Origin of the sequence: Streptomyces hilarionis (assembly GCF_024539675.1) — a bacterium.
Taxonomy (GTDB): domain Bacteria; phylum Actinomycetota; class Actinomycetes; order Streptomycetales; family Streptomycetaceae; genus Streptomyces; species Streptomyces hilarionis.
The window spans coordinates 96248-119344 of the sequence record NZ_JAHHIT010000040.1 but is presented as its reverse complement, the minus strand read 5'-3'; the positions used below and the strand labels follow the sequence as shown (position 1 = coordinate 119344).

Sequence of the window (23097 nt, the reverse complement as noted above, 5' to 3'; positions counted from 1 at the left end):
CGGCTACTCCCTACCCAGGGGTCTCAGTTCGTACTTGGGGTTGAACAGCACCCGGCGGCCCCGGCTCATGGAGACACGGCCCGATGCGATGAGCTTGCGCCCCGGCTCTATGCCCACGATGGAGCGCCTGCCCAGCCACACCACGTCGAGTGCCGCGCTGCCGTCGAACAGCTCGGCCTCCAGGGCCGGGACTCCGGCGCGCGGCCGCAGGGTGACCGTGCGCAAGGTACCAGTAACGGTGACGATCTGCCGGTCCTGGCAGTCTCCGATCCGGGTGCAGCCGGTCGTCTCGGCGTCCTCCCGCAGCTCCTCGGACTCCAGGTCCTCCTGGGACGAGGAGAGCCGGTCGAGCATGCGCCGGAACCGGCCGACCGGCTTTTCGGAACGAGGAACAGCGCTCATATCTGAAGCGTACCGGGGCCCGCCGACAGAGCCGTACCCGCGGCGGTCCCCCGCTCGCGGCACCGGCGGGACCCGCTTGCGGCACGGGAGGCCCGTACGCGCCGTCCGGCGCGGCCGTCGCCCTCGGCGCGCCCCCGTGCCCGCCCGTCCGTTCTTCCGCCCGGGCCGCGGTCTACCGTTCGAACCGGTATCCCATGCCCGGCTCGGTGACGAAGTGCCTCGGATGCGAGGGGTCGGCCTCCAGCTTGCGTCTGAGCTGCGCCATGTACACGCGCAGGTAGTTCGTCTCGGTCCCGTACGACGGCCCCCACACCTCCTGAAGCAACTGCTTCTGGCTGACCAGACGGCCGCTGTTGCGCACCAGCACCTCCAGAAGATGCCACTCCGTAGGCGTCAGCCGCACGTCCTTCCCGGCCCGGTTCACCTTCTTCGCGGCGAGGTCGACGGTGAACTCGCCGGTCTCCACCAGGACCTCGTCCTCGCCGCCCCCGGCGGGCTCGGCACGCCGGACGGCGGCCCTCAGCCGGGCCAGCAGTTCGTCCATGCCGAACGGCTTGGTCACGTAGTCGTCGGCGCCCGCGTCGAGCGCCTCGACCTTCTCGTCGGAGGAGTGGCGGGCGGACAGCACCAGGATCGGCACCCTGGTCCAGCCGCGCAGCCCCTTGATCACCTCCACGCCGTCCATGTCCGGCAGTCCGAGGTCGAGGACGACCACGTCCGGGTGGCGGGCCGCGGCGAGCCGGAGCGCGCTCGCGCCGTCATGCGCGGCGTCGACCTCGTACGCGCGGGCTCTGAGGTTGATCACGAGGGCGCGCACGATCTGCGGCTCGTCGTCGATGACGAGCACCCTCGTGGGGCCCTGGGGCGTCCCCCCAGCCGGGCTCAGCATGAAGCCTGCCTCTCAGGTGTCACGGGTGTCACAGGTGCTGCGGGCGTCGCCGGGGCCGGTCCGGCTTCCGGGTCGGGTGGCGGCTCGGGGCGTGGTCCGGCCGCCCGGAGGGTGAGGACCATGGTCAGTCCCCCGCCGGGTGTGTCCTCGGCGTCCAGGGTTCCGCCCATGGCCTCGGCGAAGCCGCGGGCGACCGCGAGGCCCAGCCCCACGCCGGCGCCGCGCGGCGCGTCCCCGTACCGCTGGAAGGGAGCGAATATCCGCTCCTTGGCCTCGTCGGGAACGCCCGGTCCGCGGTCCACCACCCGTACCTCGACCCGGTCGGACAGGGCGCTCGCCGAGACCAGCACGGGTGTGCCGCCCGGACTGTACTTGACGGCGTTCTCCACGAGGTTGGCCACCGACCGTTCCAGCAGACCGGCGTCCACGGCGACCATCGGCAGCGTCTCGGGGATGTCCAGTTCGACGCTCAGCAGCGGATCGGGCACCCCGCCGAGCGCCATCGGCACCACCTCGTCGAGGTCGGTCTCGCGGATGATCGGCGTGACCGTGCCCGTCTGGAGGCGGGACATGTCGAGCAGGTTGCCCACCAGGTGGTCGAGGCGGTCCGCACCGTCCTCGATGCCTTCCAGCAGGGCGGCGCGGTCCTCCTCGGACCACGCCACGTCGTCGGACCTCAGACTGGACACCGCCGCCTTGATCCCGGCCAGCGGCGTGCGCAGGTCGTGGCTGACGGCGGCCAGCAGCGCCGTGCGGATGCGGTTGCCCTCGGCCAGCGCGCGGGCCTGGTCGGCCTCCTCCTGCAACCGCCGCCGGTCCAGCGCGACGACCGCCTGCGCGGCGAACGCGGCAAGCACCCGCCGGTCCTCCGCGGGCAGCACCCGCCCGGTGAGGGCCAGTGCCGTGCGGTCGCCGACCGGCACCGCCACGTCCGCGTCGTCGGGCCGCTCGACACGCTTGCCGAACCCGACGTGGCCCGCCCGGGTCCACGGCTCGTGGTCGCCCGCCCGCTCCAGCAGCGCCGCCGACTCCATCGAGAAGGTCTCCCGCACCCGCTCCAGCAGTGCCTCCAGGCCGGTCTCGCCGCGCAGGACGTTGCCCGCGAGGTAGGACAGGATCTCCGACTCCGCCCGCAGCCGGGCCGCCTGGTGGGTGCGCCGGGCGGCGAGGTCCACCACCGACGCCACGGATATCCCCACGCCGACGAAGATCACGATGGCGACGATGTTCTTCGGGTCGGCGATGGTCCAGCGGTGCAGGGGCGGCGTGTAGAAGTAGTTCAGCAGCAGCGAGCCCACGGCCGCCGAGGCCAGCGCGGGCAGCAGGCCGCCGAGCAGCGCGGCCGCCACCGTGAGCGCCAGGAAGAGCAGCATGTCGTTGGCGAGGCCGAGGTGGACGGTGCTCAGCAGTGCCGCGAGCAGCGCCGGACCCGCCAGGCCGACGAGCCAGCCCCACACGATCCGGGCGCGGCCGAGCCGGGCCCCGCGGGCCACGGGCAGTCCGCGCCCCTTGGCCGCCTCCTCGTGGGTGACGATGTGGACGTCGAGGTCCGCCCCGGACTCCCGGGCGACCGTCGCCCCGACGCCGGGCCCGAGGACGTACTGCCAGGCCTTGCGGCGCGAGGAGCCGAGCACGATCTGGGTGGCGTTCACCCCGCGGGCGAAGGCGAGCAGCGCGGCCGGTATGTCGTCGCCGACCACGTGGTGGAAGGTGCCGCCGAGGTCCTCCGCGAGGGTGCGCTGCACCGCCAGTTCCTTGGGGGAGGCCGAGGTGAGCCCGTCGCTGCGCGCGATGTACACGGCGAGCACCTCGCCGCCGGCCCCCTTCTCGGCCAGCCGTGCCGCGCGCCGGATGAGCGTGCGCCCCTCCGGGCCGCCGGTCAGGCCGACCACGATCCGCTCGCGCGAACCCCAGATCGCCGACACCCGGTGCTCGCTGCGGTACTGCTGAAGGTACTCGTCCACGCGGTCGGCGACCCACAGCAGGGCCAGCTCGCGCAGGGCCGTGAGGTTCCCGGGCCGGAAGTAGTTCGACAGGGCCGCGTCGACCTTGTCGGGCTGGTAGACGTTGCCGTGCGCCATCCGCCGGCGCAGCGCCTGGGGCGACATGTCCACCAGCTCGATCTCGTCGGCCCGCCGGACGAACTCGTCGGGCACCGTCTCCTGCTGGCGGACGCCCGTGATGGACTCCACGACGTCGCCGAGGGACTCCAGGTGCTGGATGTTCACGGTGGAGATCACGTCGACGCCGGCAGCGAGCAGTTCCTCCACGTCCTGCCAGCGCTTGGCGTTGCGGGAGCCGGGGACGTTGGTGTGGGCGAGTTCGTCCACCAGGGCGACCTTCGGGGCGCGGGCGAGGACGGCGTCCACGTCCATCTCGGTGAAGGCGGCGCCCCGGTGGTCCAGCTCGCGGCGCGGGATCTCCGTCAGCCCGTGGAGCATCACCTCGGTACGCGGGCGGCCGTGGTGCTCCACGAAGGCCACCACGCAGTCCGTGCCGCGCTCCACCCGGCGATGGGCCTCGGACAGCATGGCGTACGTCTTGCCCACGCCCGGTGCGGCGCCGAGATAGATCCGAAGCTTGCCGCGTGCCATGGCCTCATTGTCTTCCTGTCATTACTGCCTACGCAGCGTCGACCTTACGGCCAACGCCCACGCTCCGAGGGGTCGGGCCGAGGGGTGGAGCGCGCCTTTGACGCAACCCTGACGCCTGGCGGACGCCCGCGCCCCTCGGCCCTTCATCGGATGAGCCCCCCGCATCGGTTCATGCGGGATTGTCCCCGTGGGTCAGCGTCTCCCAGGCGACGAAGAGGTTGTTGCTGCCGGCGGGACGGTTTCGCAGGGTCAGCGTCCCGGTGTTGCTCATCGCGATGCCCAGCCGGTTGTGCAGCGCGTTGTAGCCGACCTCCGTGACCGGGCCGAGCCCCGTCTTGAGGGAGCCGCCGCACAGCCAGCTCGGGACGGCCGCGCCGAGCTGGTACCCGGCCTGGAAGCCGAGCGCCTGCCGCAGCCGTTCGCCCACGTCGGTGCCGTACAGGTCCTGGCCCTGGATCCGGCTGGTCTCGGCGACGTGCGAGATCGCGGAGATGCCGTACCCGGTGTGGGTGAGGTCCCGGCAGGTCTCCTGCGTCAGCCCGGTGACGAAGGTGCCCTGCCCCTGCCAGTAGGCGACGACCTTGGCCCGGGTGTCGAGGTGCTGGCCGGGCACGGTCCTCGGGAGGTCGCCGTCGGAGGCGAGGTAGACGTAGGCGGCGGTGCGGGTGCGGAACTTCGCCATGGCCTTGTCGTACGACGCCCTGTCCTCCAGGAAGACGGAGATGCCGATCGCGGCCTCCGTCATCGACAGTTCCCAGTTGCCGTTGGAGTTCGACCCGTTGATCACCTCGGGCAGGTACACGTCCCGCAGCATGGTCGCGAAGCGTCCGGAGTTCGCCCAGCCGCCCGGGTAGGTGTACTTGACGATCTCGGCGGCTCTCGGCCAGGTGGAGCCGGCCCAGCCGGTCTGCAGCGGGGCGTTGCTGTTCGTGTGGTCCTCGATGACGCCGGACCAGGCGTCCATCAGGGCGATGGCCTTCCTGGCGTACCGCTCGTCCCGGGTGACGTACCAGGCGAGGGCGTCGGTGTACGCGGCGAGGGCGTCCTCGCGTTCGTCCGTGCAGCCGTGGTCCGGGTTGGAGTAGGAGCCGCACTCGACCACGGCGCGGGGCCTGGCGGTGCGGTTCAGGTCGGCGTACTTGCTCGCCAGCAGCTGGCCGAAGGCCCCCTTCCACGGCTGCGCCGCGGCGCCGACCCTGTCCCGGACGAAGTCCAGCTGCGCCCGGGAGACGGTGACCCCGGGGTGGACGAAGACGGTCGGGGCGGCCTGGGCCGGTGGGGGGTTCGGGGACGCCAGGGCGCCCACGACGGCCAGCGAGGTGACGGTCACGAGGAATGCGGCTCGACGCACGGAGGCTCCGTTTCCTGTTCTTCTATGTGAACACAGAGCGCCCTTATGAACTCAGGCGTTGAGCGGAGACCGTAGGTCCAGACCAATGACCCGTCAAGCCTTCCCGCACGTGCCCCGCCGCAGCCGGCCGGGCACGCCGAAGGGCCGCACCCCGGTGAGGGGTGCGGCCCTGTGGCCGTGCGGTGCGCCGCCGCGCCGGGCGGTCGGCGCCTCTCAGCGGGTCAGCGGACCTCGGTGATCTCCGGTCCGCGCTGCAACTGGCCCATGCCCCCGGAGAAGCGGGAGCTCTCGTCCTGCTGCTGGATGCCCTCGGGCACCATCTGCGCGTCGTTCGGCAGCTTGAGGACGATCGGGTCGCGAGGCGCCATCGGGCCCTCGCCGCGGACCACGACCGTGTCGCGGAAGATCTGCTCCAGCAGACCCGCCGCCTGCGGCTGCACCGCGCCCTGGCCCGAGATCACCCCGCGCAGGAACCAGCGGGGGCCGTCCACGCCGACGAACCGCACGACGTGGAAGCCACTCGTGCCGTCCGGCAGCTGCACCGGCACCTGGGCCCGCAGCTCCCAGCCCAGCGGGCCTTCGACCTCGTCGACGATGCCACCCTGCTGGGTGATGCCGGAGCCGATCTCCTCGCGCACCTCGCCCCAGATGCCCTCGCGCTTGGGAGCGGCGAAGGCCTGGAGCTGGATGGCGCTGTCGCGCAGCACGACGGTCGCGGCGACGATCGCGTCGCCGGCGACCTCGACCCGCAGCTCCATGCCGTCGACCCCGGGCACGAAGAGCCCGCCGAGGTCCACGCGGCCCTCTGCGGGGTCGCGCACCTCCGAGTCGTCCCAGGGCCCGTCGGGCCGCGGCTCCGGCTCGAGCCGGACGCGCTCGCGCTCGCCCTCTACGTCGTCCGCCTCAGTGTCGACACTGTCGACGACCTGCTCGGCCTCGCCGGCCGCGTCCTCGGCGGCGCCCTTCTTGTTGCGACGTCCGAACACGTCACTGTCCTTCCCGGTCGGATACGGCCGAAGCGTATCGATTCCCACCCGTCGCGCCGCCCTCGGCGGCCTGACCGCTTGTACCGCTTGCGTCGCCCACGGCGGCGTGCCCGCCGGTGGACCCGAAGCCCCCTGCGGCGCGCGCCGATCCGGGAAGCTCCGCCACCTCCTGGAAGCGGACCCTCTCGACCTGCTGGACGACCAGTTGGGCAATCCGGTCGAAGCGCTCGAACCGCACGGACTCGCGCGGGTCGAGATTCACCACGATCACCTTGATCTCCCCACGGTACCCGGCATCAACCGTCCCCGGGGCATTCACGAGGGCGACGCCGCATCGGGCGGCCAGCCCCGACCGGGGATGCACGAAGGCCGCGTACCCCTCGGGCAGGGCGATCGACACTCCCGTGGGCAGTACGGCCCGCTCCCCCGGCGCCAGTTCCCGGCTCTCGGTGGTGCGCAGATCGGCCCCCGCGTCCCCGGGGTGCTCGTACGCCGGAAGCGGTACCTCGGGGTCGACGCGCCGGATCAGGACGTTCAACGGGGAACGGCTCACGGGTTCACCTCGAAGGCGCGGGCACGCCTGATCTGGTCCGGGTCGCTCATGGCGGCCTGGATCTCCTCCTCGCGGCCGTGCTGCACGAAGTGCTGGACCGCGACCTCCACGAAGAGCGCCTCGGCACGCACGGCGAGGGGCCCGTCGGGGCCGCCGATCCGGCCCGTGCCACGCGAGTAGATCTTGCGCCGGGCGACCGCCGTCACCTCGGCCTCCAGATACAGGGTGGCTCCGACGGGGACGGGCCGCACGAAGTCGGTCTCCAGCCGTCCGGTCACCGCGACCGTGCGCAGCAGCCAGTTCAGGGAGCCGAGCGTCTCGTCGAGCGCCGAGGCCAGCACGCCGCCGTGCGCGAGGCCGGGCGCACCCTGGTGGGCGGCCCGCACGGTGAACTCGGCGGTGACGCTCACCCCCTCGCCGGCGCGCGTCTCCAGGTGCAGCCCGTGGGCCTGCCCGCCGCCGCATCCGAAACAGTGTTCGTAGTGGGCGCCGAGGAGCTCGCCGGGCGCGGGGGCGTCGGGGTGACGCACGGGCTTCACGGCGTCGGCCGGGGGCTCAAGAGCTGGGGAAGTACCACTCACAGCCGCAGACCTTACCCGCGCGTCCGCGGGATCCGGACACCGTGCCAAGCTTGGCTCCATGCAGCTCTCCGCGGCCCCTTACGAAGAACGTCTCACCGCCCCCCGCTCGTGGTGGTTCGTCTCGTTCCTCGTGGGCGTCTCCATGGCCCTGATCCTGTTGCCCTTCGGCACTCTGCCGTTGCTCGGCGGCCTGGTCGGCGGCACCGCCGTGGCGGCCGTGGTGGCCAGCTCCTACGGTTCGCTGCGCATCCGGGTGGTGGGCGACTCCCTGATCGCGGGCGAGGCCAGGATCCCGGTCGCCGCTCTGGGGGCGACGGAGATCCTGGACGCCGAAGAGGCGCGCGCCTGGCGCACCCACAAGGCCGACACCCGCGCCTTCCTGCTGCTGCGCTCGTACATCCCCACGGCCCTGAAGGTGGAGGTCACCGATCCGGACGACCCCACTCCCTACCTGTATCTGTCGACGCGGGAGCCGGAGCGCCTGGCGCAGGCCATCGCGGCGGCGCGGGAAGCGACGGCGTAGGCAGCGTCACGGGAGGCCCTGGCCCGCCTTGGGCGGACCGGGCGCACGCGCAGGTCAGCGGCCCGGCTCTTCCGGGCTTCCGGGGATCTCCCCCATGATCAGCGGGTCGGCCGGCTTCTCCAGCGCCGGCAGCTCCCTCAGCTCGTCCCAGGGGATCTGCATCTTGCGCAGGTCGGCGCGCACCTTCGCGGCGACTCTTCGGGTGTCGCGCCGGTTCATGACCGCGCCGACGACGGCGCCCACCATGAACGGCATCAGGTTCGGCAGGTCGCGGAGCATCCGCTTCATGATCTGCTGGCGCAGTTCGCGCTTCATCTGGCCGCCGAGGGCCGAGTTGATCGAGGACGGCTTCATCACGTCGATGCCGCGTTCGCCCGACCAGGAGCGCAGGTACGCGGTGCTGCGGTCTTTGAGGTTGCCCGCGGGGCGCACGCCGTAGACCTCGTGCAGTTCGGCGATCAGCTTGAGTTCGATGGCCGCGACGCCGGTGATCTCGGCGGCCAGTTCGGTCGGCATGGCGGGCGGGACGGGCAGCATCGCGGCCGCGCCGATGCCCGCGCCGACGGTGGACGTGGCGTTCGCCGCGCCGGTCACGAGTTTGTCGGCGATCTCCTCCGGCCCCAGTCCCGGGAACTGCCGCCGAAGCGTCTGAAGGTCCCGTACGGGGACGCGGGGGGCGATGTCGATGATCCGGTCGGCCAGGTGCCCGAGGCCCGCCCTGGCCCGTTTGCCGCCCTGTCGGGCGCCTTCCCGGGCCAGGCCGGCGGCCTTGTCCCGGATGGCCGCCGCCCGCCGCCTTGCGACGGGGGCGGCGTTCCGCGCGGGCGCCGGGAGGTCACTCCGGCCTTCCGCGGGTTCGAGCGAGGCAGATCCCACCGGGACTGATCCCGGGCCGGATGAGCCTCGCTCGTCGTCACGCACGCCGTGAGAGCCGTCGGACGGCCCTTTGTCCGTTCCCCGCAGGGGGAAGCGGCGCTTCCGAGGAGGGGTCGAGCCAGTCACGGCCGACCCCGCCTCAGTCGCAGTCGCGGCAGATCGGCTGGCCGTTCTTCTCCCGGGCCAGCTGGCTGCGGTGGTGCACCAGGAAGCAGCTCATGCACGTGAACTCGTCCTGCTGCTTGGGCAGCACCCGGACGGCCAGCTCCTCGTTCGAGAGGTCGGCGCCGGGCAGCTCGAGGCCTTCGGCGGCCTCGAATTCGTCGACGTCGACCGCCGAGGCGGACTTGTCGTTCCGCCTGGCCTTCAGCTCTTCAAGGCTGTCTGAGTCGACGTCGTCATCGGTCTTGCGTGGGGTGTCGTAATCGGTAGCCATTTCGCCTCTCCCCCTCTGGGTGTCTGCGGTGTCTCCAGCGCACGTAACGCGTGAGAGGCCGGACTTGTGCCCGCCTCGAGGCGGAGATTTTGCCTCACATCAAGGTCTGTTACTCAATCGACACCCAACCGAACTCCTCACGAGTGATCGGCTTGGATGGCGATCGGGACCGTACACGGTCCGATTGCCGCACTTCAAAGGCGTCTCACCGTGTACTTCCCGTGATCAGGACCCCCGAAAACCCGGATTTTCCGGGCTTTGCGCAGGCCTCATGATCACGGAGAGTAGATGGCCGGAAATTCGCCCCTGTGATCGATCACACACGGAGAGGCCGGTCCTCTGCCCAGAGAATTCCGCGCAAAGCGAACATCCCCGCGTGTGTCGCGACATGATCTCAGACGGGGAACGTGACCCGCATCACGAGCCCACCCCCCTCGCGGGGCTCGGCCACGATATGACCGCCGTGCGCCCGGGCCACGGACCGCACGATGGACAGACCGAGCCCGACCCCCTTGTCGCTGCCCGTCCGCTCGGTACGGAGCCGACGGAACGGTTCGAACAGATTGTCCACCTCGTACGCCGGAACGACGGGGCCGGTGTTCGACACGACCAGGACCGCCTGGCCGTGCCGGACGTCGGTGGTCACCTCGACCCAGCCGCCCTCGGGCACGTTGTACCGCACGGCATTCTGCACGAGATTCAGCGCGATCCTCTCCAAAAGGACCCCGTTGCCCTGAACGACCGCGGATTTCTGCTCCCCGCGGATCACCACGCCCTTGGCCGCGGCCTCCGCGTGCACCTGGTCGACGGCCTGCTCGGCGACCTCCGCCAGATCCACCGGCTTGCGCTCGACGATCTGGTTGTCGCTGCGGGCGAGCAGCAGCAGGCCCTCGACGAGCTGCTCGCTGCGTTCGTTGGTGGCCAGCAGCGTCTTGCCCAGCTGCTGCAGCTCCACCGGCGCCCCCGGGTCGGAGAGGTGCACTTCGAGCAGGGTGCGGTTGATGGCCAGCGGCGTCCTCAGCTCGTGCGAGGCGTTGCCCACGAAGCGCTGCTGGGCGGTGAACGCCCGCTGGAGGCGCTCCAGCATGTCGTCGAAGGTGTCCGCGAGCTCCTTGAGCTCGTCGTCCGGGCCGTCCAGCTCGATCCGGCGCGACAGGTCCGAGCCCGCCACCGCGCGCGCGGTACGGGTGATCCGGCCCAGCGGGGACAGCACGCGGCCGGCCATGGCGTAGCCGAACGCGAAAGCGATCACGGCGAGGCCCAGCAGGGCCAGCAGAGAGCGGCTGAGGAGATCGTCCAGCGCCTGCTGACGCTGGGTGGCGTCGCACTGTTTGAGCACCGAGTTGATCTCGTCGGTGGGCGCGGAGTTCACCGCGGGACAGCTCACGCTGGCGACCTTGAGGTCCAGCCCGCGGATCTGGAGGGCCTGGCCCCCGCCGCCCTCGTGGAGCGCCTGCGCCGCCAGCAGGTAGATGATCGACAGCAGCATGATGCCGGCGATCAGGAACATGCCGCCGTACAGCAGGGTGAGCCGTATGCGGATGGTCGGGCGGAGCCAGGGGAAGGGCAGCTGGGGGGTTCTGGGGTCCCAGGTGGGCTTCGGAGGCGCCTGGGGCGGCGCGGGCGTCGATGCCACGGCGGTCAGATCCGGTAGCCGGAACCGGGGACGGTGACGATCACCGGCGGTTCGCCCAGCTTGCGGCGCAGCGTCATGACGGTCACGCGCACGACGTTGGTGAACGGGTCGGTGTTCTCGTCCCAGGCCTTCTCCAGGAGCTGCTCCGCGGAGACCACCGCGCCCTCGCTGCGCATCAGCACCTCCAGGACGGCGAACTCTTTGGGCGCGAGCTGCACCTCCTTGCCGTCGCGGAAGACCTCGCGGCGGTTGGGGTCGAGCTTGATGCCGGCCCGCTCCAGGACGGGCGGCAGCGGCACGCTGGTGCGCCGGCCGAGCGCCCGCACGCGCGCGATGAGCTCGCTGAAGGCGAAGGGCTTCGGGAGGTAGTCGTCGGCGCCGATCTCCAGGCCCTCGACCCGGTCGCTCACGTCGCCCGAGGCCGTCAGCATCAGCACGCGCGTGGGCATGCCGAGCTCGACGATCTTGCGGCAGACGTCGTCGCCGTGCACCAGGGGGAGGTCGCGGTCGAGGACGACCACGTCGTAGTCGTTGACGCCGATGCGCTCCAGTGCGGCCGCACCGTCGTACACGACGTCGACGGCCATGGCCTCCCGGCGCAGTCCGGTGGCCACCGCATCGGCGAGCAGCTGCTCGTCCTCGACGACGAGTACGCGCACGTCGCAGTCCTTCCTGTGTCCACCCGCGCAGCGTCGTCCGACGCACGCGGGCGGGGGTCTCGGTGAGTGTTGCGTCCATCCTGCCCTTTTCGGCCATAAGTCGGCGGTAAGACGGGTGGGAGGCGGATGAAGGCCGGGTGTGAGGCGCGGGAATGCGAGATTTTCTCGACGGGTTGAGGTTTCCGTGGAGAGGAGCAGGGGGAGGACGGCTTTACACCCCGCGATCACGCTCTGCATGTGCCGCCGCACCATGTGGCACTCCGCGGTCCGCTTGCCGCAGAGCGGGCGTGGGTGTCCGGCACCGTCGCCGCCCGGCAGGGCAGCGCTGGGCACCTGTGAGAGACGTGATCGCCCCTTCCCAACCCGGCACACCCCCGTGCCAACGACCCACGACCCAGGACGAGGGGGCGCAGCATGGACGCATTCACCGCAGGACTTCTGCAGCGCATAAGGGCGACCGAGACCGACCTGACGCGGGCTCGCGACGAGGGCGACGACTTCCTCGTCGAGGTGGAGCAGGCCGAGCTCGACGACCTGCGTCGCCTCGCCGCCGAGCACGGTGTGGAGGTGGGCGCGACGAGCGCCCAGCGGTAGGCGCGTACGCGGAGGGGCCCCGGCGAATCCAGCGCCGGGGCCCCTTCGCGTGTCCGCGCGACGAGCGGACGGACCGGCTCAGTCGTGCCAGGCGCCGAAGTCCTCCAGAAGGCGCTGGAGCGGCTCGAAGACACCCGGGGTGGCGGCGATCGCGAGATCGCGTCCGGGGCGCTCTGCGGGCCGTCCACCGGTCAGGGCGCCCGCTTCCCGGGCGATCAGGTCGCCCGCGGCGAGGTCCCAGGCGTGCAGGCCGCGCTCGTAGTAGCCGTCGAGCCGGCCCACGGCCACGTCGCACAGGTCGACGGCGGCCGAACCGCTGCGCCGGATGTCCCTCAGGAGCGGGATCAGCCGCTGGGCGACGTCGGCCTGGTGGGTGCGGACCTCGGTGACGTAGTTGAAGCCGGTCGAGACCAGGGCCTGGGCGAGGGGGGCCGTCGGGCGGCAGGCCAGGACGCGCTCCCCCGCCCAGGCGCCGGTTCCCCGGGCGCCACCGCCGCGCACGGCGTGGAACGTCTCGCCGCGCATCGGGATCTCGACCACGCCGACCACCGTCTCGCCGTCCTGCTCGGCCGCGATGGAGACGGCCCACGTGGGCAGCCCGTAGAGGTAGTTGACCGTGCCGTCGAGGGGGTCGATCACCCAGCGGACGCCGCTGCTGCCCTGGCTGGAGGCGCCCTCCTCGCCGAGGAAGCCGTCGTCGGGACGGCGCTCGGAGAGGAACCCCGTGATCAGCTTCTCGGCCGCGATGTCCATCTCGGTGACGACGTCGATGGGGCTGGACTTGGTGGCGGCGACCGCGAGGTCGGCCGGACGGCCGTCGCGCAGGAGCTCGCCGGCGCGGCGGGCGGCCTCCCGGGCGAGCGCGAGCAGTTCTGTGTGCAGGGGGTCGGTCACGCCGTTCCTCACGCGTAGGGGCTGTCGGCGCCCGCGGCGGCGGGCTTGGGGGCACGGGCGGGGCAGCAGCCGACCGGGCACAGGTGGTGGCTCGGGCCGAGCGCTCCGAGGGCGCACGGGGTGACCTGCGCGCCGCTCTCCACCGCGGCGCGCTCCAGGACGAGCTCGCGGATCGCGGCGGCGAAGCGGGGGTCGGCGCCGACGGTGGCCGACCGGCGCATCGGCAGGCCCAGCTCGCCCGCCTTGGCCTCGGCCTCCGTGTCGAGGTCGTAGAGGACCTCCATGTGGTCGGAGACGAAGCCGATGGGGGCGACGACGACCGCCGGGACGCCGGCCGCGTGCCGCTCCTCCAGGTGGTCGCAGATGTCCGGCTCCAGCCAGGGGATGTGCGGGGCGCCGGAGCGGGACTGGTAGACGAGCTGCCAGGGGTGGTCCACGCCGGTGCGCTCGCGGACGGCTTCGGCGACCATCCGCGCGGTCTCCAAGTGCTGCTTCACGTACGCGCCGCCGTCTCCGTGGTCCTCGACGGGGCCGGAGGCGTCCGCGGCCGAGAGCGGGATGGAGTGGGTCGAGAAGGCGAGGTGCGCGCCGTCGCGGACGTCCTCGGGGAGGTCGGCGAGTGAGCGCAGCACGCCGTCGATCATGGGTTCCAGGAAGCCGGGGTGGTTGAAGTAGTGCCGCAGCTTGTCGACCCTGGGCGGTTCGAGGCCCTCGGCCTCCAGCGCGGCCAGCGAGTCGGCCAGGTTCTCGCGGTACTGGCGGCAGCCGGAGTACGAGGCGTAGGCGCTGGTGGCCAGGACGAGGACGCGACGGCGGCCGTCGGCGACCATCTCGCGCAGGGTGTCCGTGAGGTACGGGGCCCAGTTGCGGTTGCCCCAGTAGATCGGCAGGTCCAGGCCGTGGTCGGCGAAGTCCTTGCGCAGGGCGTCCAGCAGGGCGCGGTTCTGGTCGTTGATGGGGCTGACCCCGCCGAACAGGAAGTAGTGCTGCCCCACCTCCTTGAGGCGTTCCTTGGGGATGCCGCGCCCGCGGGTCACGTTCTCCAGGAACGGGACCACGTCGTCCGGGCCTTCCGGGCCGCCGAACGAGAGCAGGAGCAGGGCGTCGTAGGGGGTGGCATCGAGCGCGTCTGGCATGAGTCGATCCTGCCACCCGGCTGCGACGGGCGGGAAACGGCGGGGGCCGGGCGTGATCCGCGCGCGAGCCCGGCCCACGAGGGTGCGTTAGGGTTGCCTAAGTTCGTTCGTCAGCTGTATGAGACGACGTCACGCCTTACCGGCTCGGCCGGCCCGGTATGCCGCGCCGGGTCCTGCCGGGCCGCACTCCCCTCGTACCGCGCCGAGCCGTCCCCCGCGCGCGTGACCGGACCACCGGAGACGCCTGTGCCCAGCCCCTACCGCGCTCTGTTCGCAGCCCCCGGCTCCAAGGCCTTCTCCGCCGCGGGGTTCCTCGGCCGGATGCCGCTGTCGATGATGGGCATCGGCGTGGTCACGATGGTCTCCCAGCTCACGGGCCGTTACGGGCTGGCGGGCGCCCTGTCGGCGACCATCGCGCTCGCGGCCGCGGTCCTCGGACCGCAGATCTCGCGCATGGTGGACCTGCGCGGGCAGCGCAGGGTGCTGCGCCCGGCCACGCTGGTCGCGCTGGCCGCCTCGACCGGGCTGCTGCTGGCCGCGCACTTCGGGTGGCCGGACTGGGTGCTGTTCGTGTGCGCCGTCGGCATCGGGGCCGTGCCCAGCCTCGGCGCCATGGTCCGGGCCCGCTGGGCGGCCCTGTACCGGGGCACCCCGAAGCTGCACATCGCGTACTCCTTCGAGTCCGTGGTGGACGAGGTGTGCTTCATCTTCGGGCCGATCATCTCCATCGGCCTGTCCACGGTGTGGTTCCCCGAGGCCGGACCGCTGCTGGCCGCCTGCTTCCTCGCCGTCGGCGTCTTCTGGCTGACCGCCCAGCGGGCCACCGAGCCCGAGCCCCACCCGCGCGAGCAGCGCGACAGGGGTTCGGCGCTGCGCTCGCCGGGTCTTCAGGTCCTGGTGACCACCTTCGTGGCGACCGGTGCGATCTTCGGGGCGGTCGACGTGGTCACCGTGGCCTTCGCCGACGAGCGCGGCCACAAGGGCGCGGCGAGCGTCGTCCTGGCGCTGTACGCGACCGGGTCCTGTCTGGCGGGCATCGTGTTCGGTCTGCTCCGGCCGAAGGGGTCGCCGGAACGTCGCTGGCTGCTGGGCGTGTTCATGATGGGCGTGAGTATGATCCCCCTCCTACTGGTCGGAAACTTGCCGTTCCTGGCCGTGGCGCTGTTCGTAGCGGGCCTGGCCATCGCACCCACGATGATCACCACCATGTCCCTCATCGAAGAGCACGTACCGCGCGCGCAACTGACCGAGGGCATGACCTGGATCAGCACCGGGCTGGCGGTCGGGGTCGCGCTCGGCTCCTCCGTCGCCGGCTGGGTCATCGACGCGGCCGGGGCGCGGGCCGGGTACGGGGTTCCGGCGGTGTCCGGGGCCGTCGCGGTCGCGGTGGGTTTCCTGGGCTACCGTCGGCTGAGCAGGCCGGCTCCGGGTCGGGGAGGCACCGTTGAGCAGCACAGCGAGCGCGAAGAACGGCACGTGGCGTAACTGGGGCGGCAACGTCGTCGCCCGCCCCGCGCGGGAGGTCACGCCCGCCTCCGTCGACGAACTGGCCGAGGCGGTCCGCCGGGCGGCCGAGGACGGTCTGAAGGTGAAGCCGGTCGGCACCGGCCACTCCTTCACGTCGATCGCGGCGACCGACGGCGTCTTGATCCGCCCTCACCTGTTGACGGGCATTCGCAAGATCGACCGTGACGACATGACGGTCACGGTCGAGGCCGGAACACCGCTCAAGAGACTCAACCTCGCCCTGGCGCGCGAGGGTCTGTCGCTCACGAACATGGGCGACATCATGGAGCAGACGGTGTCCGGAGCCACCAGCACCGGCACCCACGGCACGGGCCGGGAGTCGGCCTCGATCGCCGCCCAGATCAAGGGGCTCGAACTCGTCACGGCGGACGGCTCGGTGCTCGTGTGCTCCGAGAAGGAGAATCCCGAGGTCTTCGCGGCCGCCCGGATCGGCCTCGGCGCCCTCGGCGTCGTCACCGCCCTCACCTTCGCCGTGGAACCCGTGTTCCTGCTCACCGCGCGCGAGGAGCCGATGCCCTTGGACCGGGTCCTCGCCGAGTTCGACGAGCTGTGGGCCGAGAACGAGCACTTCGAGTTCTACTGGTTCCCGCACACCGGCAGCACCAACACCAAGCGCAACAACCGCAGCGCGGGTCCCGCCGAGCCGGTGAGCCGGGTCAAGGGCTGGATCGAGGACGAGTTCCTCTCCAACGGCGTCTTCCAGGTGGCCCAGTGGGTCGGCCGGGCGGCGCCCGCCACGGTCCCCTCGATCGCCCGGCTCTCCAGCAAGGCCCTGTCCGCGCGCACCTACACCGATATCCCCTACAAGGTGTTCACGTCGCCGCGCCGGGTGCGGTTCGTGGAGATGGAGTACGCCGTCCCGCGCGAGGCGGTGACCGAGACGCTGCGCGAGCTGAGGACGGCGATCGACCGCTCGGGGCTGCGGATCAGCTTCCCCGTCGAGGTGCGCACCGCGCCCGCGGACGACATCACCCTGTCCACCGCGTCCGGGCGCGACAGCGCGTACATCGCCGTCCACATGGTGAAGGGAAGCGCCTATCAGGGTTACTTCACCGCGGCCGAGCGCATCTTCACCGCGCACGAGGGGCGTCCGCACTGGGGGAAGGTCCACACGCGGGACGCGGAGTACTTCGCGGGCGTCTATCCGCGCTTCGGGGAGTTCACGGCGCTGCGGGACCGGCTGGACCCCGACCGCCTGTTCCAGAACGACTACCTGCGCCGGGTCCTGGGGACCTGACGCGCCGCGCACCACGTCGTCACCGCCCGGAAGGAAACGGCCGGGCGGTGTCCCGAAGATCACGTGAGGTGTGCCACGCCCAAGATCGGGAAGGCGCGTGACGGGGGGCCAGAACCGCTCTCTTGCCAGAAGTTGGGTGGCGCGCCAATCCACGCACGTGGCCCAAATGGAGTACTGTTGCGAGCCCTGGGCCCGGTCTCCCGCCAGGATGTCCGGGGCCTCGCTGGACCGCCTGGAGGGGGCTAGTTGCACAGGGTGACGGTGTTGGTCACTTAGCGTGGCGAATAGGTAACCGTGCCATAACGGCGACGCAGGGCCTGTGCCCGACACGCCGGGCAACTCGGCAAGGTTGTGGCAGGCTGCACCCGGGCAGGCCACACTCGACTAGCGGAAGCAGCGACGCACGTGACGTCGGCAGGCACCACCCGGGAGGTCCCCATGCCCGAACTGCGTGTCGTGGCCGTCTCGAATGACGGCACACGGCTGGTGCTGAAGGCTGCGGACAGCACGGAGTACACGCTTCCGATCGATGAGCGTCTGCGCGCCGCCGTTCGCGGCGACCGTCCCCGCCTCGGCCAGATCGAGATCGAGGTGGAGAGCCATCTCCGCCCCCGCGACATCCAGGCACGTATACGCGCCGGTGCGACAGCGGAGGAAGTCGCGCAGATGGCCGGCATCCCCGTCGACCGTGTGCGTCGCTTCGAGGGCCCCGTGCTCGCCGAGCGCGCCTTCATGGCCGAGCGCGCCCGCAAGACTCCCGTCCGCCGGCCCGGCGAGAACACCGGTCCGCAGCTCGGCGAGGCCGTGCAGGAACGGCTGTTGATCCGCGGCGCCGAGAAGGACAGCGTCCAGTGGGACTCGTGGCGCCGCGACGACGGCACCTGGGAGGTCCTGCTGGTCTACCGGGTCGCGGGCGAACCGCACTCGGCGAGCTGGACGTACGACCCGCCCCGGCGGCTCGTCCAGACCGTCGACGACGAGGCGCGTTCGCTGATCGGCGAGTCCGACGACCTGGCCGCCCCGGAGCCCAGCTTTCCGTTCGTGCCGCGTATCGCACGGCTGCCCCGCGACCGCCCGCTGGACCGCACCCTCGACCGTCCCAGCCTCCCGGCCCTGCCGGCGGAGCCGGACGAGGAGAGCGTCGTCGAGCGCGAACGCGACTCGCTGACCAGCCTGTTGGAGGCGGTGCCGAGCTTCCGCGGCGACATGGTCGTCCCGGAGCGCCCGACGACGGAGCCCGTGACGGAGGAGCCCGACGAGGAGGAGGTCGTCGCGGAGGAGCCCGCGGCGCCCGCCGCCTCGGCCGCGTCCGCCGGATCCGCCTACGCGGACGTCCTCATGCCGCGTTCCGTCGGCAGTCACCGCGACCGCCTGGTCGGCGCCACCGACCGCCAGGCCGAGGCGGACGGCGTCCGTCCGGGGCGTCGGGCCGCGGTGCCGAGCTGGGACGAGATCGTGTTCGGCACCCGGCGCAAGAAGCAGGAGTAAGCCCGCTCGGATGCAACGTCCCAGGGACGCGCGCCGGTTCGCGTCCCTGCGTGCGTGAGGAGGGGCCGCACCCGACGGGTGCGGCCCCTCGTCCCGTTCAGTCTCCGACCCGTTCGCCCCCGACGACCTGCCGGGCCCTCGCGCGCCCGTCCCCGGCCTGCCCGGACGCGCGGTCACGCGGGACGGGCCACCGACGCGTCACCGACGGTTCACCGGGGGTCGGGGCCCACGGCGACCGGCCGGGCCGGGTCCGCGGACCACTCCGACCAGGACCCGACGTACAGAGCGGCCGGGATGCCGGCCACCGCGAGCGCCAGCACCTCGTGGGCGCCGGAGACGCCCGAGCCGCAGTACACGCCCACCTCGACGCCGTCCGACGCCCCCAGCGCCTTGAAACGGTCCCTCAGCTCCTGCGCGGGCAGAAAGCGGCCGTCGGGGGCGACGTTGTCATTGGTGGGCGCGGACACCGCGCCCGGGATGTGACCGCCGACCCGGTCGATCGGCTCGACCTCGCCCCGGTACCGCTCCCCCGCGCGGGCGTCGAACAACACGCCGGAGCGGGCGAGGGCCGCCGCGCCGTCCGCGTCGAGCAGGCCGGTGGCGCCCGGCGCCGGCGCGAAGTCGCCCTCCCCGCGCGTGGGGACGTCGACCGAGAGCCCGCCCCGCCACGCCGGCAACCCGCCGTCGAGGACCCGCACGTCCGGGTGACCCGTCCAGCGCAGCAGCCACCACGCGCGGGCCGCCGCCCACCCCTGCCCGCCGTCGTAGACGACCACCGGCGTCCCGGCCGAGACGCCCGCCCGGCGCATGGCGGCGCCGAACTCCGCGAGGTCCGGGAGCGGATGGCGGCCGTGGTCGCCCGCAGGCCCCGCGAGCTCCCTGTCCAGGTCCACGTAGACCGCGCCGGGCACATGCCCCGCCTCGTACGCGGCGCGGCCGTCGAACGGCGGCTCCCCGGCCGCCTTGGCCATGCTGAGCTGCCAGCGGACGTCGAGGACGACGGGGGGATTGTCCCCGGTCAGCTCGCCGGCCAGTTCCGATGCGGTGATGATGGCGTTCATGTGCCCCATCCTCGCGTACGGGGTGGCCCCGTCGCTCATGTCCGGCTACTCTGCTCCGCCGGACACGGTCGATCACGAGGCGTGCGGGAACGGACACGTGCCGTACTGGCGATCGACATACGGCGACAACCTCGCGTGAACCGGTGAGAAACCCCCGATCAGGCATCCTCCGAGGGCGGAAGCGACGCGGCCACCACGAGTGGCCGAGGAGAGAGTGACGATGACCGAGGCAGGCGGGCCGGCCGGCCCGATCGGCACAGCACACGCACGCTACGCGCCCGGTACACCCTGTTGGGTGAGTCTGATGGCGCACGGGTTGACGGCGACCCAGGCGTTCTACGGTGAGCTGTTCGGTTGGGAATTCCAACCCGGTCCGCAGCAGCTCGGCCCCTATGCGCGGGCGCTGCTGGACGGCCGCGAGGTGGCGGGCATCGGCCAGCTGGCCCCCGACCGTCATCTTCCCGTCGCCTGGACGCCGTACTTCGCCTCGGACGACGTGGACTCCACCGCCGAAACGGTCCGCCTGTGCGGCGGCACGATCGGGGTCGGCCCGCTGGAGGCCGCCGAGGCGGGGCGGCTGGCGATCGGCTCCGACCCCTCCGGCGCCGTCTTCGGCGTCTGGCAGGCCGGCGCCCTCGTGGGCACCGAGATCACCGGTGTGCCGGGCACACCCGTCTGGTACGAGCTGACGACCTACGAGACCGCGAGCGTCCGCAAGTTCTACTCGACGGTCTTCGCCTACGAGGAGGAGGCGGCGCCGGCGGCCGACTTCGACCATGTGACGCTGCACGTCGGCGGCCGTCCCGTGGCCGGCGTCCACGGAGTGGGCGCCACGCTGGCCAGGGACCAGGGGCCGCACTGGACGACGTACTTCGAGGTGGCCGACCTGGACGCGGCGCTCACCCTCGTCGCGGGCCTCGGCGGGCGCGTCCTGGAACCGGCCCACGACAGCGCGCACGGGCGCGTGGCCGCCGTGGCCGACCCCGAGGGCGCCCACTTCTGCCTGATCCAGGACCCGCGCTGAGCACCCGCCCCGGTCCGCCGGGACCGGGGCGCGTCGCCCGCATCGGCGCAGCCCGCGGGCGGCGCTAGACCTGCTGGACCGGCAGCACGTCGGGCGACAGGGCAGCCGCCCGCGCCGACGACGCGGTCATCCGCCGCCGGTGGTGGCGGCGGCACAGGACCTCGTAGCCGATCGTGTCGGCCTGGTCGACGTCGCCGACCACCACCTGAGCGCCCTCGACGACCATGACGCCGCCCACCGTGCGGGCGTTGTGCGTGGCGCGGGCCCCGCACCAGCACAACGCCTCGACCTGGAGCACCTCGACGCGGTCGGCGAGCTCCACGAGCCGCTGGGAGCCGGGGAACAGCTTGGAGCGGAAGTCGGTGGTGATGCCGAAGGCGTAGACGTCCACGTCGAGATCGTCGACCACGCGCGCGAGCTGGTCGATCTGCTCCTCGGCCAGGAACTGCGCCTCGTCGGCGATCACGTAGTCGGCGCGGCCGCCCTGCGAGAGGTGTTCCACCAGGTAGGCGTAGAGATCCTGGCCGTCCTCCACCTCGACGGCGTCGGTGACCAGGCCGAGGCGTGAGGACAGCTTGCCCTCGCCGGCGCGGTCGTCACGGGTGAAGATCATCCCCTGGAGACCGCGCGCGGAGCGGTTGTGCTCTATCTGGAGGGCCAGCGTCGACTTCCCGCAGTCCATGGTTCCGGAGAAGAACACCAGCTCGGGCATGGGGAGTCGAGCGCCTTTCGGTCAAGGAGAGGGAACAGCGGGACGAAGCGGTCGCGGCTTCAGGAGCGTACTTCGAGCAGGGGGACGAACTGCTCGGCAGGGGTCATGGAACCGTGGTTCCCCACCATCGCCGACTCCTTGGGCTCGCGCTCGGAGGCGATGATCAGGACGTCGTCCCGGGCGGCCGCGACCACGTCGCCGAGGCGGAGGTACACCCGCTCGTCGACCTGCGGCCCGAACCAGCCGGCCTCGATCGCCTCGTCGCGCGAGGCCACCCAGAACTGCTCGCCGAGCACCTCGCGCCAGCAGGTCAGCACGTCGTCCGCCGCGCCCGGCACGGCGTAGACATGGCGGGCGCGGCCCTCGCCGCCCAGCAGGGCGACGCCGGCGCGCAGCTCCCAGTCGGCGTCGAAGTCGATGCGGTGCTCCTCGTCGAAGGGCACGTCGACCATGCCGTGGTCGGCGGTGACGTAGAGCGCGCTGCGCGGCGGCAGTTGCTCGGCGAGCCGCTGGACGAGGCGGTCGACGTACATCAGCTGACCGCGCCAGGTGTCGGAGGCGACGCCGTAGCGGTGCCCCGCGCCGTCCAGTTCGGCGTAGTACGTGTACACGAGGGAGCGGTCGCCGGCGGCGAGCTGTTCGGCGGCGAGGTCCATGCGCTCCTCGCCGGTCAGCCGCCCGTGGAACGTGCCGCCGCTGAGCGCCACCTTGGTCAGCGGGGTGTTCTGGAAGGTCGGGGACGACACCTGGGCGGCGTGCACGCCCGCCCGGTGGGCCAGCTCGAACACGGTCGGGTACGGCTGCCACGCGCCCGGCGGGCTCCACGGCTGCCAGCGGAGCTGGTTCATCAGCTCGCCGGTGGCCGGGTTGCGCACGGTGTAGCCCGGCAGACCGTGCGCGCCCGGCGGGAGGCCGGTGCCGACGGAGGCGAGGGAGGTCGCCGTGGTCGCCGGGTAGCCGGCGGTCAGCGGGCGTCCGGTGCCGCCGCGCGAGCTGCCGAGCAGGGCGTGCAGATACGGCGCCTCGTCGGGGTGGGACCTGATCTGCTCCCAGCCCAGGCCGTCGACGAGGAAGACGCAGTTGCGGTCCGCCGGCGCGAGCTCCGGGATCGCCGCGGTCATGCCGGGCACGGCCATGCCCGCGGCCAGCGTGGGCAGCAGGTCGGCGAGCGAGCCGGAGCCGTACTCGGGCACGGGGGCGGAGCCCACGGCGAGCGGTTCGGGGTAGTCCCAGGGGGCGGACCGATCCATCAGCGGGTGACGTCCGCGGTGGCTTCGGAGAGCGACTGCGCGAAGGCGAGGGCCTGGCGCACCGTCTCCGGGCCGTCCCCGGCCTCGCTCACCCGCAGGCTGAGGTCGTCCGCCGTCGAGCTGCCCGTGTAGCCGTGGTCGGCGTCGCAGTTGGGGTCGCCGCAGGCGGCGGGCTCCAGGTCGATGCGGGAGACGGCGCCCCAGCCGATGGTGAGCACCACCTCGCGGGGCAGCGAGCCCGGCGTGTACGACTCCGGGTTGGCGACCACCCGGCTGAGCACGACCGACGAGATCCTGCCGAGCTTGACGGACTCCGTGGACGTCGTGGCGTACGGCGTCGGGGAGGTGCTGTCGGCAGCCTGCTCGTCGGTGTGGCTGACGATGAAGCGGTTGCCGGTGAGCACCAGCACGGTCACGTGCCGGCGCACCTCGTTCTGGTCGAACGTGGTCTCCTGGTGGACCAGGAACGACCGGATCGGCTCGCCGCCGACGGCGGCCTCCACCGCCTCGGCCACGAGGGCCGGGTAGTAGCCGCTGCGCTCGATCGCCGCGCGCAGCCCCTGGGTCGTCGTACTGGTCTTGGCCATGCCCTCCATCCTACGGGGACCCGCTGACTGCGAGGCACCGCTGAGGCGGGCTCCGCCGGGCCCGGGACCGTCCGTGGTCCGTCCCGTCGCGCTTGCGGCGG

The 23097-nt window shown here is 72.2% G+C and carries 23 protein-coding genes; 6 read left to right on the top strand and 17 right to left on the bottom strand.

The features are described 5' to 3' along the window. Positions 1–3 precede the first annotated feature (3 nt). The 7 genes from KMS84_RS08710 to KMS84_RS08680 form a co-directional block, all read right to left on the bottom strand. Positions 4–402, bottom strand: coding sequence for an OB-fold nucleic acid binding domain-containing protein (locus KMS84_RS08710; RefSeq protein WP_256915513.1), 399 nt, complete (start codon positions 400–402; stop codon positions 4–6). Positions 403–574: 172 nt separating this feature from the next. Further along, entirely contained in the window at positions 575–1291 is a 717-nt protein-coding gene (locus tag KMS84_RS08705; RefSeq protein WP_256915512.1) for a response regulator, read from the bottom strand. Beyond that, entirely contained in the window at positions 1285–3885 is a 2601-nt protein-coding gene (locus tag KMS84_RS08700) for an ATP-binding protein (RefSeq protein WP_256915511.1), read from the bottom strand. The genes KMS84_RS08705 and KMS84_RS08700 overlap by 7 nt, the downstream gene beginning before the upstream one ends. A gap of 169 nt (positions 3886–4054) precedes the next feature. After that, the gene (locus KMS84_RS08695) at positions 4055–5236 is read right to left on the bottom strand and encodes an alginate lyase family protein (protein WP_438818914.1); all 1182 of its coding nucleotides are present in this window, start codon (positions 5234–5236) and stop codon (positions 4055–4057) included. Positions 5237–5457: 221 nt separating this feature from the next. Then, on the bottom strand, positions 5458–6222 hold the full coding sequence (locus KMS84_RS08690) for a DUF3710 domain-containing protein (protein ID WP_256915510.1): 765 nt from the start codon (positions 6220–6222) through the stop codon (positions 5458–5460). 1 nt (position 6223) lies between these two features. Next, complete coding sequence (gene dut, locus KMS84_RS08685) at positions 6224–6775, bottom strand: dUTP diphosphatase (protein WP_256915509.1); 552 nt, start codon at positions 6773–6775, stop codon at positions 6224–6226. After that, positions 6772–7356, bottom strand: coding sequence for a PaaI family thioesterase (locus KMS84_RS08680; protein WP_256915508.1), 585 nt, complete (start codon positions 7354–7356; stop codon positions 6772–6774). Before KMS84_RS08680 ends, dut begins: the two co-directional genes overlap by 4 nt. A 58-nt stretch (positions 7357–7414) precedes the next feature. Here KMS84_RS08680 and KMS84_RS08675 point away from each other — a divergent pair, with 58 nt between their 5' ends. Next, positions 7415–7879, top strand: a complete 465-nt coding sequence (locus KMS84_RS08675; protein ID WP_256915507.1) for a DUF3093 domain-containing protein — start codon at positions 7415–7417, stop codon at positions 7877–7879. A gap of 54 nt (positions 7880–7933) precedes the next feature. On the opposite strand, the gene KMS84_RS08670 is transcribed toward KMS84_RS08675, so the two are convergent. The 4 genes from KMS84_RS08670 to KMS84_RS08655 all read right to left on the bottom strand — a co-directional run bounded on the left by KMS84_RS08670 (position 7934) and on the right by KMS84_RS08655 (position 11486). Further along, the gene (locus KMS84_RS08670; RefSeq protein ID WP_256915506.1) at positions 7934–8881 is read right to left on the bottom strand and encodes a hypothetical protein; all 948 of its coding nucleotides are present in this window, start codon (positions 8879–8881) and stop codon (positions 7934–7936) included. 13 nt (positions 8882–8894) lie between these two features. After that, a complete protein-coding gene (locus KMS84_RS08665; RefSeq protein WP_003993510.1) occupies positions 8895–9191 on the bottom strand; it encodes a DUF4193 domain-containing protein in 297 nt (98 codons plus the stop codon). A gap of 394 nt (positions 9192–9585) precedes the next feature. After that, entirely contained in the window at positions 9586–10827 is a 1242-nt protein-coding gene (locus KMS84_RS08660; RefSeq protein WP_256915505.1) for a sensor histidine kinase, read from the bottom strand. Positions 10828–10832: 5 nt separating this feature from the next. Next, positions 10833–11486, bottom strand: coding sequence for a response regulator transcription factor (locus KMS84_RS08655; RefSeq protein WP_003993508.1), 654 nt, complete (start codon positions 11484–11486; stop codon positions 10833–10835). A gap of 414 nt (positions 11487–11900) precedes the next feature. On the opposite strand from KMS84_RS08655, the gene KMS84_RS08650 reads away from it, so the two are divergent. Next, positions 11901–12080: a hypothetical protein gene (locus tag KMS84_RS08650; RefSeq protein WP_256915504.1), complete on the top strand. Its 180-nt coding sequence runs from the start codon at positions 11901–11903 to the stop codon at positions 12078–12080. A gap of 78 nt (positions 12081–12158) precedes the next feature. On the opposite strand, the gene KMS84_RS08645 is transcribed toward KMS84_RS08650, so the two are convergent. Continuing rightward, positions 12159–12974 carry an inositol monophosphatase family protein gene (locus KMS84_RS08645; protein ID WP_256915503.1) on the bottom strand — a complete coding sequence of 272 codons (816 nt, stop codon included), beginning with the start codon at positions 12972–12974 and terminating at the stop codon, positions 12159–12161. A gap of 8 nt (positions 12975–12982) precedes the next feature. After that, positions 12983–14110, bottom strand: coding sequence for a ferrochelatase (locus tag KMS84_RS08640; RefSeq protein WP_256915502.1), 1128 nt, complete (start codon positions 14108–14110; stop codon positions 12983–12985). Positions 14111–14356: 246 nt separating this feature from the next. Here KMS84_RS08640 and KMS84_RS08635 point away from each other — a divergent pair, with 246 nt between their 5' ends. The 3 genes from KMS84_RS08635 (at position 14357) to sepH (ending at position 18362) form a co-directional block, all read left to right on the top strand. Then, entirely contained in the window at positions 14357–15595 is a 1239-nt protein-coding gene (locus tag KMS84_RS08635) for an MFS transporter (RefSeq protein ID WP_256915501.1), read from the top strand. Continuing rightward, positions 15555–16874, top strand: coding sequence for a D-arabinono-1,4-lactone oxidase (locus KMS84_RS08630; protein ID WP_256915500.1), 1320 nt, complete (start codon positions 15555–15557; stop codon positions 16872–16874). Before KMS84_RS08635 ends, KMS84_RS08630 begins: the two co-directional genes overlap by 41 nt. Positions 16875–17312: 438 nt before the next feature. Next, a complete protein-coding gene (sepH, locus tag KMS84_RS08625) occupies positions 17313–18362 on the top strand; it encodes a septation protein SepH (protein ID WP_256915499.1) in 1050 nt (349 codons plus the stop codon). Positions 18363–18571: 209 nt separating this feature from the next. Here sepH and KMS84_RS08620 read toward each other — a convergent pair whose 3' ends face one another. Continuing rightward, positions 18572–19423, bottom strand: a complete 852-nt coding sequence (locus KMS84_RS08620) for a sulfurtransferase (RefSeq protein ID WP_256915498.1) — start codon at positions 19421–19423, stop codon at positions 18572–18574. Between the two features lie 220 nt (positions 19424–19643). Here KMS84_RS08620 and KMS84_RS08615 point away from each other — a divergent pair, with 220 nt between their 5' ends. Further along, positions 19644–20447, top strand: a complete 804-nt coding sequence (locus tag KMS84_RS08615; protein ID WP_256915497.1) for a VOC family protein — start codon at positions 19644–19646, stop codon at positions 20445–20447. 64 nt (positions 20448–20511) lie between these two features. On the opposite strand, the gene KMS84_RS08610 is transcribed toward KMS84_RS08615, so the two are convergent. The 3 genes from KMS84_RS08610 to KMS84_RS08600 are packed head-to-tail and all read right to left on the bottom strand — an operon-like array spanning position 20512 to position 23005. Then, positions 20512–21159: a thymidine kinase gene (locus KMS84_RS08610; RefSeq protein ID WP_256915496.1), complete on the bottom strand. Its 648-nt coding sequence runs from the start codon at positions 21157–21159 to the stop codon at positions 20512–20514. A 59-nt stretch (positions 21160–21218) separates the two neighbouring features. After that, positions 21219–22409 carry an alkaline phosphatase family protein gene (locus tag KMS84_RS08605; protein WP_256915495.1) on the bottom strand — a complete coding sequence of 397 codons (1191 nt, stop codon included), beginning with the start codon at positions 22407–22409 and terminating at the stop codon, positions 21219–21221. Beyond that, positions 22409–23005 (bottom strand): DUF5998 family protein, encoded by a 597-nt coding sequence (locus KMS84_RS08600; protein WP_256915494.1) that lies wholly within the window; start codon positions 23003–23005, stop codon positions 22409–22411. The genes KMS84_RS08605 and KMS84_RS08600 overlap by 1 nt, the downstream gene beginning before the upstream one ends. Positions 23006–23097: the final 92 nt, after the last annotated feature.

Coding starts and splice junctions, on each gene's coding strand:
- KMS84_RS08640 (WP_256915502.1), bottom strand. CDS start 14,110: ATGCCAGACGCGCTCGATGCCACCCCCTACGACGCCCTGCTCCTGCTC.
- KMS84_RS08700 (WP_256915511.1), bottom strand. CDS start 3,885: ATGGCACGCGGCAAGCTTCGGATCTATCTCGGCGCCGCACCGGGCGTG.
- KMS84_RS08665 (WP_003993510.1), bottom strand. CDS start 9,191: ATGGCTACCGATTACGACACCCCACGCAAGACCGATGACGACGTCGAC.
- KMS84_RS08600 (WP_256915494.1), bottom strand. CDS start 23,005: ATGGAGGGCATGGCCAAGACCAGTACGACGACCCAGGGGCTGCGCGCG.
- KMS84_RS08615 (WP_256915497.1), top strand. CDS start 19,644: ATGACCGAGGCAGGCGGGCCGGCCGGCCCGATCGGCACAGCACACGCA.
- KMS84_RS08610 (WP_256915496.1), bottom strand. CDS start 21,159: ATGCCCGAGCTGGTGTTCTTCTCCGGAACCATGGACTGCGGGAAGTCG.
- KMS84_RS08650 (WP_256915504.1), top strand. CDS start 11,901: ATGGACGCATTCACCGCAGGACTTCTGCAGCGCATAAGGGCGACCGAG.
- KMS84_RS08675 (WP_256915507.1), top strand. CDS start 7,415: ATGCAGCTCTCCGCGGCCCCTTACGAAGAACGTCTCACCGCCCCCCGC.
- KMS84_RS08710 (WP_256915513.1), bottom strand. CDS start 402: ATGAGCGCTGTTCCTCGTTCCGAAAAGCCGGTCGGCCGGTTCCGGCGC.
- KMS84_RS08620 (WP_256915498.1), bottom strand. CDS start 19,423: ATGAACGCCATCATCACCGCATCGGAACTGGCCGGCGAGCTGACCGGG.
- KMS84_RS08705 (WP_256915512.1), bottom strand. CDS start 1,291: ATGCTGAGCCCGGCTGGGGGGACGCCCCAGGGCCCCACGAGGGTGCTC.
- sepH (WP_256915499.1), top strand. CDS start 17,313: ATGCCCGAACTGCGTGTCGTGGCCGTCTCGAATGACGGCACACGGCTG.
- KMS84_RS08605 (WP_256915495.1), bottom strand. CDS start 22,409: ATGGATCGGTCCGCCCCCTGGGACTACCCCGAACCGCTCGCCGTGGGC.